The 13,961-nt window shown below is 71.9% G+C and carries 14 protein-coding genes and 2 pseudogenes; 8 read left to right on the top strand and 8 right to left on the bottom strand.

Translation table 11 applies throughout. From position 1 onward, the window contains the following. Window positions 1–46: 46 nt before the first annotated feature. Complete coding sequence (locus tag AOK15_RS18510) at window positions 47–535, bottom strand: MarR family winged helix-turn-helix transcriptional regulator (RefSeq protein WP_055518148.1); 489 nt, start codon at window positions 533–535, stop codon at window positions 47–49. 319 nt (window positions 536–854) lie between these two features. On the opposite strand from AOK15_RS18510, the gene AOK15_RS18505 reads away from it, so the two are divergent. From AOK15_RS18505 to AOK15_RS46915, 3 genes are all read left to right on the top strand, one after another. Further along, window positions 855–1,820: a pirin family protein gene (locus tag AOK15_RS18505; protein ID WP_055518146.1), complete on the top strand. Its 966-nt coding sequence runs from the start codon at window positions 855–857 to the stop codon at window positions 1,818–1,820. A gap of 402 nt (window positions 1,821–2,222) precedes the next feature. Beyond that, entirely contained in the window at window positions 2,223–3,428 is a 1,206-nt protein-coding gene (locus AOK15_RS18500; RefSeq protein ID WP_055518145.1) for a cytochrome P450 family protein, read from the top strand. A gap of 182 nt (window positions 3,429–3,610) precedes the next feature. After that, window positions 3,611–3,823 (top strand): hypothetical protein, encoded by a 213-nt coding sequence (locus AOK15_RS46915; RefSeq protein ID WP_055518143.1) that lies wholly within the window; start codon window positions 3,611–3,613, stop codon window positions 3,821–3,823. Window positions 3,824–3,899: 76 nt separating this feature from the next. Here the strand turns inward: AOK15_RS46915 and AOK15_RS18490 are convergent, their stop codons facing one another. The 5 genes from AOK15_RS18490 to AOK15_RS18475 all read right to left on the bottom strand — a co-directional run bounded on the left by AOK15_RS18490 (window position 3,900) and on the right by AOK15_RS18475 (window position 8,096). Then, window positions 3,900–4,787, bottom strand: a complete 888-nt coding sequence (locus AOK15_RS18490; RefSeq protein ID WP_055518141.1) for a universal stress protein — start codon at window positions 4,785–4,787, stop codon at window positions 3,900–3,902. A 440-nt stretch (window positions 4,788–5,227) separates the two neighbouring features. Continuing rightward, window positions 5,228–5,401, bottom strand: coding sequence for a hypothetical protein (locus tag AOK15_RS46910; RefSeq protein WP_157870293.1), 174 nt, complete (start codon window positions 5,399–5,401; stop codon window positions 5,228–5,230). Then, on the bottom strand, window positions 5,398–5,574 hold the full coding sequence (locus AOK15_RS42305; RefSeq protein ID WP_205632167.1) for a hypothetical protein: 177 nt from the start codon (window positions 5,572–5,574) through the stop codon (window positions 5,398–5,400). The genes AOK15_RS46910 and AOK15_RS42305 overlap by 4 nt, the downstream gene beginning before the upstream one ends. Window positions 5,575–5,719: 145 nt before the next feature. Next, complete coding sequence (locus tag AOK15_RS18480; protein WP_240508487.1) at window positions 5,720–7,234, bottom strand: bifunctional aminoglycoside phosphotransferase/ATP-binding protein; 1,515 nt, start codon at window positions 7,232–7,234, stop codon at window positions 5,720–5,722. Then, window positions 7,227–8,096, bottom strand: coding sequence for a universal stress protein (locus AOK15_RS18475; RefSeq protein WP_055518170.1), 870 nt, complete (start codon window positions 8,094–8,096; stop codon window positions 7,227–7,229). Before AOK15_RS18475 ends, AOK15_RS18480 begins: the two co-directional genes overlap by 8 nt. Window positions 8,097–8,303: 207 nt before the next feature. Here AOK15_RS18475 and AOK15_RS18470 point away from each other — a divergent pair, with 207 nt between their 5' ends. The 3 genes from AOK15_RS18470 (at window position 8,304) to AOK15_RS18460 (ending at window position 11,317) form a co-directional block, all read left to right on the top strand. Then, window positions 8,304–9,125, top strand: coding sequence for a universal stress protein (locus AOK15_RS18470; protein WP_055518167.1), 822 nt, complete (start codon window positions 8,304–8,306; stop codon window positions 9,123–9,125). A 157-nt stretch (window positions 9,126–9,282) separates the two neighbouring features. Then, the gene (locus AOK15_RS18465) at window positions 9,283–9,888 is read left to right on the top strand and encodes an Rv1733c family protein (protein ID WP_055518139.1); all 606 of its coding nucleotides are present in this window, start codon (window positions 9,283–9,285) and stop codon (window positions 9,886–9,888) included. A 40-nt stretch (window positions 9,889–9,928) separates the two neighbouring features. Further along, window positions 9,929–11,317, top strand: coding sequence for a nicotinate phosphoribosyltransferase (locus AOK15_RS18460; RefSeq protein ID WP_055518137.1), 1,389 nt, complete (start codon window positions 9,929–9,931; stop codon window positions 11,315–11,317). A gap of 20 nt (window positions 11,318–11,337) precedes the next feature. On the opposite strand, the pseudogene AOK15_RS42300 reads toward AOK15_RS18460, so the two are convergent. Next, a pseudogene (locus AOK15_RS42300) lies at window positions 11,338–11,553 on the bottom strand (dsRBD fold-containing protein); the annotation flags it as partial. A 22-nt stretch (window positions 11,554–11,575) separates the two neighbouring features. On the opposite strand from AOK15_RS42300, the pseudogene AOK15_RS18455 reads away from it, so the two are divergent. Further along, window positions 11,576–11,887 (top strand): annotated as a pseudogene (locus tag AOK15_RS18455) (pyridoxamine 5'-phosphate oxidase family protein); the annotation flags it as partial. Window positions 11,888–11,959: 72 nt separating this feature from the next. On the opposite strand, the gene AOK15_RS18450 reads toward AOK15_RS18455, so the two are convergent. Next, on the bottom strand, window positions 11,960–12,604 hold the full coding sequence (locus AOK15_RS18450) for a CBS domain-containing protein (protein WP_055518134.1): 645 nt from the start codon (window positions 12,602–12,604) through the stop codon (window positions 11,960–11,962). A gap of 475 nt (window positions 12,605–13,079) precedes the next feature. Here AOK15_RS18450 and AOK15_RS18440 point away from each other — a divergent pair, with 475 nt between their 5' ends. After that, on the top strand, window positions 13,080–13,955 hold the full coding sequence (locus tag AOK15_RS18440; RefSeq protein WP_055518164.1) for a universal stress protein: 876 nt from the start codon (window positions 13,080–13,082) through the stop codon (window positions 13,953–13,955). Window positions 13,956–13,961 lie beyond the last annotated feature (6 nt).

Here is a 13,961-nt window from a genome sequence, read left to right as displayed (position 1 = left end):
GGCGGTGCCGGGGACGGGGTGGAGGCGGTGGTCGTCGCAGGGGTGGTCATGACTGCTCCTCGGTGCGTTCAGAGGGGAGGGACGGGTCCAGGGGGACGTTGAGCAGGGTCGTCAGTTCACGGGTGAACTCCCGTGCGCGGGCACTGTCGAGGCCGCCGAGCGGCTCCATCAGCTGGTGCAGCAGGCCCTGGACGACGTCGATCGCGCGGCGGGTGACCTCGCGTCCCTCATCGGTGAGTGCCAACCGCACGGCGCGCGGGTCACGGGGGTCCCGCGTCCGTTCGAGCAGCCCGGCGGTCTCCAGGGCTCGGGCCAGCTTCGACACATACAGCGCCTCCAGACCCGTGTGATCGGCGAGCTGCCGCTGGCTGGGCCGCAGCCCGGCCCGGTGCATGCCGTGCAGCGAGGCCACCAGCGCGTACTGGGCGTGCGTCAACCCCAGCGGCGCCACCGCGCGGTCGACCGCGACGCGCCACTTCATGGACAAGCGCCACACGAGGAATCCGGGCGTCGCGCCCTCGAAAGTCGAGCTCATGGCCAATACCGTACATGGCTACTATAGCCATGGCTACTATTTATGAGGATGAGCCCAGCTGTGCCCTGGACCTCACCCCCTGCGCCGTACGGTTGGCGCCCGCGGTCAGCGTCGACTTCCACCGGGCGGGCCGGCGCACTGGCGGCGCGCGTGCTCGACGCGCGGGGCACCGGGTCCCGCTCACCCCCCTGGAGCGCGCCTCGCGCAGGACTTCCTCACCGGCCAGGGGCACCCCAGGGCGGTCGGCCGGTGGCGCCCAGGTGGTGGGGGGAGGCGTTCGGTCTGACGGAAGGGCCGGGCGGGGGCTAGGTTGAGCGGTATGAGCAATCTTGACCGTCAGGCGGTGCCGAGCGTGTGCGGCGGCCGGGGATTCGTCGTCGCCGAGCCCGTGCGGGAGCTGCTGAGCCCCCGCCGTGTGCGACTCGGCGAGTCCACGGAAGTGCGGCGCCTGCTGCCGAACCTGGGGCGCCGCATGGTGGGCGCGTGGGCGTTCGTCGACCACTACGGGCCGGACGACATCGCGGACGAGCCCGGCATGCAGGTGCCGCCGCACCCGCATATGGGCCTCCAGACCGTCAGTTGGCTGCACGAGGGCGAGGTGCTGCACCGCGACTCCACCGGCAGCCTGGAGACGATCCGCCCGCGCGAGCTGGGTCTGATGACCTCGGGGCGGGCCATCAGCCACTCCGAGGAGAGCCCCAGGTCGCACGCCCGTTTCCTGCACGGCGCGCAGCTGTGGGTCGCCCTGCCGGACGAGCACCGGCACACCGAGCCGCGCTTCGAGCACCACGCGGAGCTGCCGGTCGTCACCGCCCCCGGCCTGGAGGCCACGCTCATCCTGGGCTCCCTCGACGGCGCGACGTCCCCCGGCACGGCGTTCACGCCGATCGTCGGCGCCGACCTCACTCTCACGCGGGGCGCCGACCTCCGCCTCCCCCTCGAATCCGACTTCGAGTACGCGGTCCTCTCCATGTCCGGCGAGGCCCACGTCGACGGGGTGCCGGTGATCCCCGGCTCCATGCTGTACCTCGGCTGCGGCCGCACCGAACTCCCCCTGCGCGCCGACTCCGACGCGTCCGTCATGCTCCTCGGCGGCGAGCCCTTCGAGGAGGAACTGATCATGTTCTGGAACTGGATCGGCCGGTCCCAGGAGGAGATCGAACAGGCTCGCCGGGACTGGATGGAGGGAACGCGATTCGGAGAGGTGAAGGGGTACGACGGTGCTCCTCTGCCCGCCCCGGCACTGCCTCCGGTGCCGTTGAAGCCGCGGGGAAGGGTGCGCTGACCTGTGGAAACGCGTCGGATGCTGACCTGGCCGGCGCTCGATCGAGTGGGGCTCCAGGGCCGGCCTCGGCGGACCGTGTCCCCTCCCTCGCGGCGCACGGCGGTCACCGGTCTGCCGAAGCGGCGCGGGCTCATCCCGGTGAACGGAGGTCTGTCCAGGCCCGGCTGTGCCGCCGTGATCGCACCGGCGGCCGCAACGCGATCGCTGTGCGGTTCGTTGCCGTAGCCGCCCGGACAGGCGCCGGGTGTCACAGTCGTCATTCGGACACTTGTGGGCTTGCCCTTGCAGACGGAAACGAGGACCGCTCCCCGCTTCGTGCTACGGTCGCGGCCGGAACCTAAACGGGGGATGTTCCCCACTTCTAAACGGGGATTGATCCCCGCTTCTCTTCGGGAGCCGCCGATGTGTACGCAGCGCCATACCGTCCGACTCGCCGATCTCACCGACGACTTCACCGCCGACCCCTACTCCGCCTTCAACTCGCTGCGCTCCCGCGGCTCCGTCCACCACGTGCGTTTCCCCACCGGGGACGAGTCGTGGCTGGTGGTCGGGCACGAGGAAGTGCGTGTCGCGTTCGCCGACCCCAGGCTGCGCAACGACGTACGGCACTCTGCCGACTTCGAGGACGACGGGCTGTACTCCGTGGGCCGCAACATGCTCCAGGTCGACCCGCCCGATCACACCCGGCTGCGGACGCTCGTGGCCCGCGAGTTCACCGCCCGCCGCGTCCAGGCGCTGCGGCCCCGCGTCGAGGAGGCGGCCGGTGCGCTTCTGGACGCCGTGGCCGCCGACGGCCGGGCCGACCTGGTGGCCGCATACGCCCATCCGTTGCCGCTCACCATCATCTGCGAGCTGCTCGGAGTGCCGGACGGGGACCGGGATGCCTTCCGGGCGTGGTCCACGAAGGTCGTCGCCCTCGACGACGCGGAGCAGTCCGCCCGCGCCGGCCAGGAGATGGCCGCGTACCTCGCGGGGCTGGCGGAGGAGAAACGGCGGCTTCGGGACGGCGCGGACAGCGATCTGCTGCATGCCCTGGTCCGCACCCACGACGGGGACGGCGGCGACCGGCTCACCCCGGAGGAACTGCTCGGAATGGCCTTCCTGCTGCTCGTCGCAGGGCACGAGACCACCGTCAACCTCATTGCCAACGCCGTCCAGCTGCTGCTCGGCCATCCCGGGCAGCTCGCCGCCCTCCGTACCGACCCCGAGTTGCTGAAGGGCGCGGTGGAGGAGACGCTCCGCTTCGAGCCACCCGCACCAGCGGGCACCTACCGCTACGCCGCTGAACCGATCGCTCTCGGCGGCGCCCGGGTACCGGCGGGTGCGCGTGTCGTGCTCTCCATCGCCGCCGCGAACCGCGATCCCGCGCGCTTCCCCGCCCCCGACCGGTTCGACATCCGCCGTGATCCGGCCGAGACCCGTGCTCACCTCGCCTTCGGGTACGGCCTGCACCACTGCCTGGGCGCCCCGCTGGCACGGCTGGAGGCGACGCTGGCCCTACGTATCCTGCTGGACCGTTTCCCCCGCCTGTCCTTCGACGGTGACGGCACACCACGGTGGCGCCCCAGCCTCATGCGGAGCCTGCGAGAGCTGCCGGTGCGCTGGTAGACGCGGCCCCCCGCCGCCGAGAACGACGCCCCTCTATCGCCACACATTCCGACCCGCGCCGCGCTCGTGGACGGGGTGTGCCGGGACAGGGCCCCCTGGCAGCGGAGCGAGCGCCGCTGGGGGTGCCCTTGGAGCCGAGGCAGGATCTCGCACGAAGGGAGCGCGCCCGGGAGGCGGCCTCGATGGTGCTACTGGACGACTCGTTCGCGTCCATCGCGACGGCGGTACGGCTCGGCCGGGCGGTCTACCAGAACATGGGGACGGTTGTCGCGACGATCGTCCGTGACGGACAGCCCACCGTGCCGGATCCGGCGATCCGCCTGCGGGCGGGGGACGAGCTCCTGCTCGTTTCCCGTTCCGCGACCGAACAGGAGATCCACGCGGCGTTCCAGTGAACCGCCCCCACGGCGGGCACGCCAGGCTGGGCCGCCAGTATGGCGGGGCCGGGTGCCGGGCCACGCGACAGAGCCCTCAGCGGCGCCCTTCCTCTCCCCGCACCACCGCGACCGGACACTGCGCGTGATGCAACAGGGCCTGGCTGACCGAGCCCAGAAGCAACCCGGCGAAACCACCGCGCCCCCGCGCACCGACCACCAGCAGTTGAGCGGAGCGGCTCGCCTCGATCAACGCCTCCCGCGCCCCGCCGTGCACCACCCGGTGCTCCACCACCACACCGGGGTAGCGTTCCTGACGGCCGGCGAGCGCCTCGGCCAGCTGCCGCTCCTCCTCCTCGGCCAGTGCCCCGGGCGGGTTCGCGAACGGCTCGGACGGATCCTGCGGGGCGAGCATCGGCGCGTTCCACGTGGTCCAGGTGCGCAGGGCCACCAACGGCGCGTTTCGCAGGGCGGCCTCGGCGAAGGCGAAATCCACGGCCTCCCGCCCCGCGACCGAGCCGTCGACGCCCAGCACGATCGGACCGTCGGCGTGCGGCTGCTCGCGCACGACCAGTACCGGACAACGGCCGTGCGCCGCCAGATGCACCGCCGTCGACCCCACCAGCAGCCCGACGAACCCGCCCATGCCCCGGGACCCGACCACCACCAGCTCAGCGGCACGCGACTGCGCCTCCAGAGCCGTCAACGGCTCACCATGGACCACGACATGACCGACCTCGATGTCCGGCGCCACCGCCCGCGCCCGTTCGACCGCTTCGGCCACCAGGCGATCGACCATGTTCCGCAGCCCGCCCTCCGGCGGTCCCAGCGGCGACGACCCCAACGGCACATGCATCGCCGGCCACACGAACGCATGCACCACCCGAAGCCCCGCCCCGCGCGACCGCGCCTCCCGCGCGGCCACCTCCACCGCGGCAAGACTCGACGCCGAACCGTCCGCGCCCACGACCACGAGACCGCTCACGATGCCTCCTTCGGATCGATGCCGTCACCTCTCACCCTCAGGTTCCCCTCCGCCACGCTCCGCCGCCTCAGGACTGAGCCGCGCAGCCCAGCGCCGCCGGACGCCGTCCTCGTGTTCCGCCTGCTCCAAGGCCAGGTCGCTCCAGTCGAGCGCCTCACGCAGGCGGGGGATCCAGTGACGCCGCAGAGCACGGGCCCGGTGGCGTGTGCCGACGACTTCGGCGCCCACCAACTCGGCGGCGTGGGCGGCCACGTACTCGGCGGCGGTGCGTACGGCACGGTACCGACGTGGAGACCGTCGCCGGATGGCGTACCCCCATGGAGGTGGTCCAGTGCACCGTGACCCCGGCGGCGCGGATGCCCACGGCGGCCGAGTCGAGGGCCTGTTCCCAGGAGCAGTCCGCGCAGCAGCCGGCTCTCGGCCTCAACCAGCAGGTCCCGTCAGTCGCGGTCGCGCTCGGCTGCCTCCCGCGCACGCGGCAGCCGCTGGTGCTCGGAGCGCGGGATGCGCAGCTTCTGCTCCAGCAGATCGGCTCCGCGCTCGGCGGCATCAAGACCGCGCCCTGGGCGCTGGCGCCCCGCACGGCCGGGCGGCGTACGGCGGGCGCTGGTCATCGGGACGCCGCCGTGTCCGTGGCGTCCTTGGCCCCGTGGGCGTCGAGGAGGGGGACGGGGAGTATGGAGAGCTGGCTGCGGGTCAGGGTGAGCTGCGCCCGCCAGCCCCGTTCCAGCGAGGTGTCGAGGGCGGGCGGTTCGTCGCTGCGCTGGTCGGCGAAGTCCCGCGGCAACGCCTCCTCGTGGTCCAGGCAGCGGCGGTCGGGGGGATCAGCGCCGCCTGGCCCACCGGGCCCGGGGCCAGACGAGGGCGCGCATGGTCATCCACTCCCTGCCGGCGGAGGCGGAGGCGGAGGCGGAGGCGGGACAGCGGGTCGTCTAGTCCGGCTCCATGTAGGGGCGGCGGAAGACCGGTGCCTGGCCGGTGCCCCATGGTCGTACGGCGGCCAGTGCCTGGGCGACCGCGGCCTCCAACGTGCCACTGGTGTCGACCGTGACGGCCTCGGGCCACGGCTGTTCCCTGGCCGCCATGGTGGTGGCGATGCCGAGGTCGGCGTCGGACGCTCCGGGAGCGCGCGTGCTCAGGCGAGCCGCTGACACGTCGCCCGGCACGTGGCAGTGCAGGGCCAGCAGATCGGCGCCGGCGCGTTCGGCCATGCGCAGAGCCGCTTCGCGCTGTGCCTCGTCCGACCAGGTGGCATCCAGGACGACGGACTCACCGGAGGACAGCAGGGCGTACGCACGGTCGAGCAGAGCGGCGTAGGTTCTGGCCGTCCACTCCGGCGTGTACAGGCCCTCGCCGTAGCCGGCCGCCGCGGACTGCTCAGCCGGGATCCCCGCCAGTTCCTTGCGGAGGCGGTCGCTGCTGAGCAGAGTGACCCCCAGCCGGTCGGCCAGCGCTCCGGAGAGGGTGGACTTCCCGCTGCCGGGCAGTCCGCCGACGAGCGTCAGGCCGACGGCGGAGGTACGCAGGTGGCGCAGCGCCATCGCGATCAGCCGCCGCGACGCGGCCTCCGCGCCAGGCGCCCCCTGGCGCGCCTGGATCAGGGAGACCTTGGCGCGGACGAAGGCGCGGTAGGCGACATAGTGGTGCCACAGGGACGGCGGTGCGGGGTCGCCGGAGTACTCGCCGTACTGGGCGAGGAAGTACGCCGCCGCCTGATGGGCGCCGAGTCGTTCCAGATCCATGGCGAGGAACGCGGCGTCGTCGAGGCCGTCGACATGGCGAAGGCGGTCGTCGAACTCCAGGCAGTCCAGGACACGGGGCCCGTCGTCGAGGCAGAAGACGTCCTCGGCGAGCAGATCGCCGTGGCCGTCGACCACCCGCCCCTGCTCGATACGGGAGTCGAACAACCGCTTGCGGCCGGCGAGGTAGCGGCGTACCAGCCGCTCCACCTCCGCCACCCCGTCCGGCACGACGTCGTCGTCGGCCAACGCGCGGACCTGCTGAAAACTGGCCTCCCAGCGGGAGGACAGAGCGTCCCGTGTGCCTTGCTCGTCCACCTCCCGGCTCCGGGGCGCGTCCGCATGCCACGCAGCGAGATGCCGGGCGACGGCCCGCAGGACGTCGTCGACGGCGACCCCTTCCCGTACCAGCTGGGAAAGGCGGCGGTCCGCGGGCATCCGGCGCATCACCACGAGCGGTTCGGGCACCTGCGCGTCGGGGCTGTGGACCTCACCCACACCCAGATAGACGTCGGGGGCGAAGCGGCGGTTGAGAGCGACTTCGCGTTCGCACGCGGCCCGGCGGGCCGTCACCGTCGTGTAGTCCAGGAATCCCAGATCCACCGGCTTCTTCAGCTTGTAGGCGCGGTCGCCGACGAAGAACACGATCGCGGTGTGGGTCTCGCACACCTCCGCGCGCGGCACCGGCCCGCCGTCGGCCTCAGCCATGAGGAACCACGGCGACGGGGCAGCGCCCGTGATGAATGGCGGCCTGTGCCACGGGACCCAGGTGAGGTGGCAGACCAGGACGGTGTCGGCGCCGACCGACGACCAGCAGCGCGGCGCCTTCGGCGGCCCGTACCACGGCCATGGCGGGACTCTCGAGACGGACGCCGTCGTCCACGTCCACCTGCGGGTACTTCTCGCGCCAGGGGCGGAGTGCCTTGCGCAGCTCCCTCAGCGCGTCTCGCGCGGTCTCCTCGGTGCCGTAGTGGTCCGCACCCCAGGGCACGCGTGCGTGGAGTGGCACTCTTCGGCCGTGCATGGCGTGGAGGGAAGCGCCTCGGGCGGCAGCGGTGTGGAAGGCGAAGTCGAGCAGGTCGTCGGAGGAACCGTGCAGGCTCAGGGCCACGACCACGCGATCCGTGGACGCCGGGCCCGGCCCTTCCCCGCCGGTCCGGGCGCGGACCAGTACCACCGGCCGCTCCGCCCGTGCCACGACGGGCATGCTCACGTCGCCGAGGAAGTAACTCTCGGCGGGCTCCAGCCCCCGCGAACCGAGTACGAGCATGTCGGATTCCGACGCCGTTTGGAGCAAGGCGTTCTGGGCATCGTCGGCGACCAGGTTCCCGACGATGGACAGGCCCGGGTGGCGTGCCTGGAGTTCTGCCTGCGCGGTGTGGACGAGACGTCTCGCCCCCTGGTTCTGATCGATCTCAGAGGGAACGTGGGTCGGTTCCGGTGCCAGCATCGGCCAGGCGTGCAGCAGCCGGAGGGTGAGCTTGCGCTTCTCGGCCTCGTCGGCGGCCCAGTGGGCAGCGGCGAGACTCTCCGGTGAGCCGTCCAGGCCCACGGTGACGACCGGTTGCATGGCGGCGGCCTCCGTCTCGTACGAAGCTGGAGATGACGGGTGGATGACGGTGAACGAGTCCCACGGTGTGGATGGTCCGTACGCCGCCGGCATGCCGGGCGTGGCGGGTTCGCTCATTCGAGGAGTACCCCAATCCTCTCCACGGCGCATGCGGACCGGAGGAGGGGAGCCGGAGAGGCGGGATCCGTCCGAGAGGAGATGGGGGCGGTGACGATTCCCCTGGTGGTCGGCATCGACGGGTCCGCGGGGAGCCTGGAGGCGGTCGACTGGGCCGTCGGCGAAGCCGCCCGGCACGGTGTGCCGCTCCATCTCCTGCACGCGGCGGCGCGGGACCGCGAGGCGCCCGACGTGATCGACTCCGCTTCGCAACGCGTCAGGGCGTGTGCTCCCGAGGTGCGGCTGTCGAGCGAGGTGCTGCAGGGGGACGCCACCGCCGCCCTGGTCGACAAAGGGCGCAACGCCTTCGCGCTGGTGCTCGGGTCCAGAGGGCTGGGTGACCTCGCCGGGATGCTCCTGGGCTCGGTCAGCCTGGCAGTGGCGGCACGAGCGGACTGCCCGGTCGTCGTGGTGCGCGGCGCGGCAGAGCACCGGGACGACCGGTTCGGGAGCGTCGTCGTCGGCGTCGAGGAGGGAGAGGGCAGCAGCACGGCCGTGCGGTTCGCGTTCCGCGAGGCCCATGTGCGGCACTGCCGGCTGGTGGCGGTGCACGCCTGGAGCGCACCGTTCGGTGCTCTCACCACATCTCAAGCCCCCTCGCGGTATGCCCTGGAGGACCATCGGCGTCCGCCGGCGCAGGTGCTGGACGACGCCCTGCGGGACGCGTCGGAGCAGTACCGCGACGCCTCGGTGAGCCGACGGGTGATCGAGGGACCTGCACGCCAGGCGCTGCTGGAGGCGGCCTCCGAGGCGGACCTGCTGGTCGTCGGCGCCCGCAGACGGCAGGGGCACCTGGGCCTGCAACTGGGATTGATCAACCATGCGGTACTGCATCACGCGCCATGTCCGGTCGCGGTCGTTCCCCGGATGTGACCGGACCGGCGGAGACGAACCACGTCGGACGGTCGGCTGCTGCGAGGCCGGACGTCGTCCCCGCAAGGACCTTCGGCCCTGTGACCGCAGGCCGCTGCCGTTCCATGGTGGGACAAGTGGCGGAGGAACTGGCCGGCGACCTGGTGGAGGCCGAGTCATGAGTACACAGAACTCGCCGCAAGCGTCCGGTCCGCTGCCGCCGCGCCCGGAGCACGCGTCGAAGGGGGCGAACCCTCTGCGACGTACGTCCGACAGGTTCGAGTCCTGGTTCCGCGGCTTGCTGACGCTGGTCCTCTTCCTCGGCCTGCCGATGGCCGCGCTCAGCGCGGGGCTGACGGCGTACGAGTCGTCGATGCGCACCGTGCATGCCCAGTCGGCGGATCGGCACGAGGTCACCGCCCGACTGACCACGAATGTCAAGGGTGTCGCCACAGATGGGAAGCGCCGGGCGCAGGTCCGCTGGACCGACGACAACGGCACAGTGCGGACGGGGACGACCCTCGTGAAGTCAGAAACGCCGAAGGGCGCCCCCGTGCGGGTGTGGGTGGACCGGGGCGGCGGCCTCACCAGTCCGCCGATGAGTGAGCTCAACGCGACGACCACCGGCTGGTTCGTGGGCGGGATGACCGCGATCGGTGTGGGCGCCGGGTTCTACGCGGCGCGGGCAGGCATGCGCCATGTGCTGGACCGGAGAAGGTACGCACAGTGGGACGCCGAGTGGAACGTGGTCGAGCCCCTGTGGTCCGCGCGCTTTCGCCGGTGACAGGCAGGAAGCCCGGACGGGAGCCGAGGAGGCGACGCCGATGTCCGACGTGACGACCACCGACCTGTACGAAGTGACTATGGTCATGTCCTACCTCCGGGAGGGAATGACCGGCCCCGCGACGTTCAGCCTCTTCGTCCGCGACCTGCCGCCCGAGCGCGGCTTCCTGGTCGCCGCGGGGCTGGAGTCGGTCCTGGACTATCTGTCAGGACTTCGCGTCGGCCAAGAGGACGTCGACGCCTTCGCGTCCGCGGTGCGTCGACCGCGGCGGGATCTCCAGTTCCTGCTCGGCCTGGAGTTCACCGGTGACGTGCGGGCGGTGCCGGAGGGACGGATCGTGTTGGCGGGAGAGCCGCTGCTGGAGGTGACCGCGCCTCTGCCGCAGGCGCAGCTGGCCGAAACTTACGTGGTCAACCAGCTCAGTCACCAGAGCACCATCGCCTCGAAGGCCGCACGGTGCGTCCTCGCGGCGGCGGGGCATCCGGTCGTGGACTTCTCCCTGCGGCGGACTCACGGCCCCCAGGCCGGGTTCCAGGCCGCCCGCCTCGGCGCGATGGTGGGTTTCGCCGGAACCAGCAACGTGGCTGCGGCCACCGCCCTGGGCATCCCCGCCGTCGGCACGATGGCCCACTCCTTCGTGGAGGCGTTCACCAGGGAGGAAGACGCCTTCCGCGCTTTCGCACGGTCCCACCCGGGGCCGGTGACCCTGCTGGTGGACACCTACGACACCGACGCGGGCGTACGTGTCGCCGCGCGCGTGCTGCGGGACCTGGACCGTGGGCCCGGCTCGGCCGTGCGGCTGGACAGCGGCGACCTCGGGGCCCTGGCGGTGCGGGCACGGTCGATCCTCGACGAGGAGGGCCTGCCGGAGGTGAGGATCGTCGCCAGCGGCGGTCTCGACGAGTACGCGCTGGACGACCTGATCCGCTCGGGAGCGCCGATCGACACGTACGCCGTCGGCACCCGCGTCGGGGTCTCGGCCGACGCACCGTATCTGGACTCGGCGTACAAGATGGTGGAGTACGAGGGACGCCCGGTGATGAAGCTGTCGTCGGCGAAAGTGACGGCACCCGGACCCAAGCAGGTGTTTCGCCTCCCCGGATACACGGACGTGATCGGCCTGGCCGACGAGCAGCCACCCGCGGGTGGCGGACCTTTGCTGGAGACGGTGATGCGGGGCGGGCAGCGCACCGGCACCCGGCCCACGCTCGACGAGTGCCGGGAGCGATTCACGGCGGACCTCGGCCGGCTGCCGTCGGCGGCCCGACGGATCCGAGCGCCGGTCGCGCCGCGGGCGACGGCCTCCAAGCGGCTGAGCGCCCTCACCGCCCGGGTCCGGCGCCGCATCGAGGAACAGACAGCGGAAAACGCACGGTCCTCGGCCCCAGAACGAACCGTGTCCGGACCGCACGGGTCCGCAGCGAGGTGAGGAGGACGGCGAGGCCGCACCTCGATGTCGCGCTCGGCTGTGTTCAGCAACTGTCCGGCGAGGTCCTCCATGGCCCGGCCTGCCGCCAACTCGTCGCCGGTCTCGGGCGCGTCGGCGTCCGCCGGGTGGCAGCGCGCGGTCCCGTGGCCGGTGAGCGCCGTGGTGCCGGTGTCCAGCACCACGCGTACCTTCGTGGTTCCGGCGTCGTCCTCGAAGAGGTCTGACCGCCCTCTCAGGTGGCGGCGGGCACGCGCTGCTCCTGCGGTCGTCCCGGTCAACTACGAGGTCGTGGAGGACGCGATCGTCTTTCGGACCGCGCCCGACTCCGTGCCCGCGGCGGCTGTCGGAACGGAGGTCGCCTTCGAGGCCGACCACGTGGACGAGGCGCTGAGCCAGGGTTGGAGTGTGCTCGCAGTCGGCCCCGCGAACGTCGTCACGGAGCCCGACGCCGTGCGTGGGCTCGCCCGGCGCGCGCACACCGGGCCATGGGCGGGCGGTGCACGCGAGATGTGGGTGTCGATCCGGCCCACGCGCCTCACGGGCAGACGCATCACTCCGGCCGATCAGTAGCGCGCACGGGTCGCCGCCGGCGGCCCCACCTCGGCGGGCCGCCGACTCACGAGCCCGCTGAACCTGGGAGGCTCACTCGCCGGTGAGCTGTGGCTCGACGTCCACGACGCCCTCCACGGCGCGCACGAGGCGCACGGCGACCGAGATGAGTGAGGTGTCGTGGATGTGCCCGCGGAGTGTGACGACCCCCTCGTGCACGTTCACGTGGATGGCGTGGCTGAAGGCTGGGAAGAGGTACGACACCACCGTGCGGCGGACCTCCTCCTCGATCTCCTCGTCCGAGCGCAGGAAGACCTTCAGCAGGTCGGCGCGGCTGACGATGCCCTGAAGCATGCCGATGTCGTCGACCACGGGCAGCCGCTTGACGCGCCGGACCGCCATGATCCTGGCCGTCTGTGCCAGGGTCGCGTCGGGGTGGACCGTGATGGCCGGGGTGGTCATCAGCTGCTCCGCCGTCACTGCCCCGGCCTTGGCGACGTCGGAAAGGCGCCCGCGTTGCTCGGAGAGGCTCGGGTCGCTGTCGCGGAACTCCTCCTTGGGCAGCAGGTCGGCCTCGGAGACGACGCCGATGACACGGCCCTCGCCCTCCAGGACCGGCATGGCACTGATCTTCCACTGCTCCATGGTCCGCACGATCTCCTTGAACGGCGCGCCGCGTCCCACGGCCACGACCGTCTGGGTCATCACATCGCTGACGATGTGCGGGGTCTCAGGCACCGCGATCCTCCTCGTCTCGCCTCGTCAGGGCACCTCACCGGCGCCATGGGGTGCGTACAGGTCGAGCGGCCGCACCCGGGAGGACCTGAGCCGGCCCGCGATCACGCCGACGACGTAGGTCAACAGCGCGTGATCCAGCTCCGGGTCGCTTCCGCACGCCTCACGGACCGCAGCCGCGTCGAACTCACAGGCGTGACAGGGCTGCCACGACCGCCCTCCCTTCCCTTCACCCCGGCCTCGAAGCGGAAGCGGGCTCGTATCAGACCGATGCGGCGGCTGTGGCGGCGATGTGAGGGATGGAGCCCCGTTCCTTGTCCCACCGCATGACTCCACGATCGTCGGAAACCGTCGCCCTGCAACCCGGGCCGAAGACCCCCTTCGAGAGCCGGTCCCTGTGTCGCGTCGGAACCCTTGCGGTGCGACGGTATTGACAGGGGCTTTAGGGCAGTGCCCGGGGAGGAAGGTGATGGTGACCATGGAGCTCCCGCTGGTCGTGGGTGTCGACGGATCGGATTCCAGCCTGGAGGCCGTGGACTGGGCGGTGGACGAGGCGGCGCGTCTCGGGCTGTCACTTCGGCTCGTCCACGCCTCTCTGTGGGAGCGGTACGAGGGAGCCCGCCCGTCCTTCGGCACTGACCGCCCCGCCGAAGAGGTCATGGCCCAGCACATCGCGGCTTCCTGCGCGGAACGAGCCCGGCTGCGCAACCCGGAGGTGAAGGTTTCCAGCGACGTACTGCCCGACGACGCCGTGACCGCGCTCCTGCACGCGGCTCATGAATCCTTCGCCCTGGTCACGGGCTCCCGCGGCCGCGGTGGGATCGCCGGGATCCTGCTGGGATCGGTCAGCCTCGCGGTGGCCGCCCGTGCCGTGTGCCCGGTGATCGTGGTCCGCGGCGGTGAGCCGAACCGGCAGGGCTCCTTCGGGCGGGTAGTGGTCGGCCTCGGCGACTCCACGGAGGGCACGGCTGCCGTGCGGTTCGCCTTCCACGAGGCCGAGACGCGCGGCTGCGCCCTGCACGCCGTACGGGCCTGGCGCCGCCCCGCCCAGGAACACGTGGTCCATCCCCTGATCGCGGACGACGCCGCCGGTGCCCACGAGGAGCGCGCCTCCGCCCTCCTCACCGACGTGCTGCGCGACGCCGTGCGGAACCACCCTCAGGTAGAAGTGCGTCGACAGGCTGTCGAAGGCCCCGCCCACAAGGTCCTGCTGGATGCTTCCTCCGACGCCGACCTGGTGGTCGTGGGTGCGCGCAGGCACCACGGCCATGTCGGTCTGCAGTTCGGCAGGGTCGCCCATGCCCTGCTGCATCATGCCGAGTGCCCGGTGGCCGTCGTCCCCCAACGGGACTGACCCGAC

It is taken from the genome of Streptomyces ossamyceticus (assembly GCF_001418475.1).
Taxonomy (GTDB): Bacteria; Actinomycetota; Actinomycetes; order Streptomycetales; family Streptomycetaceae; genus Streptomyces; species Streptomyces ossamyceticus.
Note: the sequence above shows the minus strand (reverse complement) of the source record. Positions and strands in the feature narration are given on the sequence as shown.

Coding starts and splice junctions, on each gene's coding strand:
- AOK15_RS18510 (WP_055518148.1), bottom strand. CDS start 535: ATGAGCTCGACTTTCGAGGGCGCGACGCCCGGATTCCTCGTGTGGCGC.
- AOK15_RS18505 (WP_055518146.1), top strand. CDS start 855: ATGAGCAATCTTGACCGTCAGGCGGTGCCGAGCGTGTGCGGCGGCCGG.
- AOK15_RS18500 (WP_055518145.1), top strand. CDS start 2,223: ATGTGTACGCAGCGCCATACCGTCCGACTCGCCGATCTCACCGACGAC.
- AOK15_RS46915 (WP_055518143.1), top strand. CDS start 3,611: ATGGTGCTACTGGACGACTCGTTCGCGTCCATCGCGACGGCGGTACGG.
- AOK15_RS46910 (WP_157870293.1), bottom strand. CDS start 5,401: ATGACCAGCGCCCGCCGTACGCCGCCCGGCCGTGCGGGGCGCCAGCGC.
- AOK15_RS18480 (WP_240508487.1), bottom strand. CDS start 7,234: ATGGCTGAGGCCGACGGCGGGCCGGTGCCGCGCGCGGAGGTGTGCGAG.
- AOK15_RS18475 (WP_055518170.1), bottom strand. CDS start 8,096: ATGCAACCGGTCGTCACCGTGGGCCTGGACGGCTCACCGGAGAGTCTC.
- AOK15_RS18465 (WP_055518139.1), top strand. CDS start 9,283: ATGAGTACACAGAACTCGCCGCAAGCGTCCGGTCCGCTGCCGCCGCGC.
- AOK15_RS18460 (WP_055518137.1), top strand. CDS start 9,929: ATGTCCGACGTGACGACCACCGACCTGTACGAAGTGACTATGGTCATG.
- AOK15_RS18440 (WP_055518164.1), top strand. CDS start 13,080: ATGGAGCTCCCGCTGGTCGTGGGTGTCGACGGATCGGATTCCAGCCTG.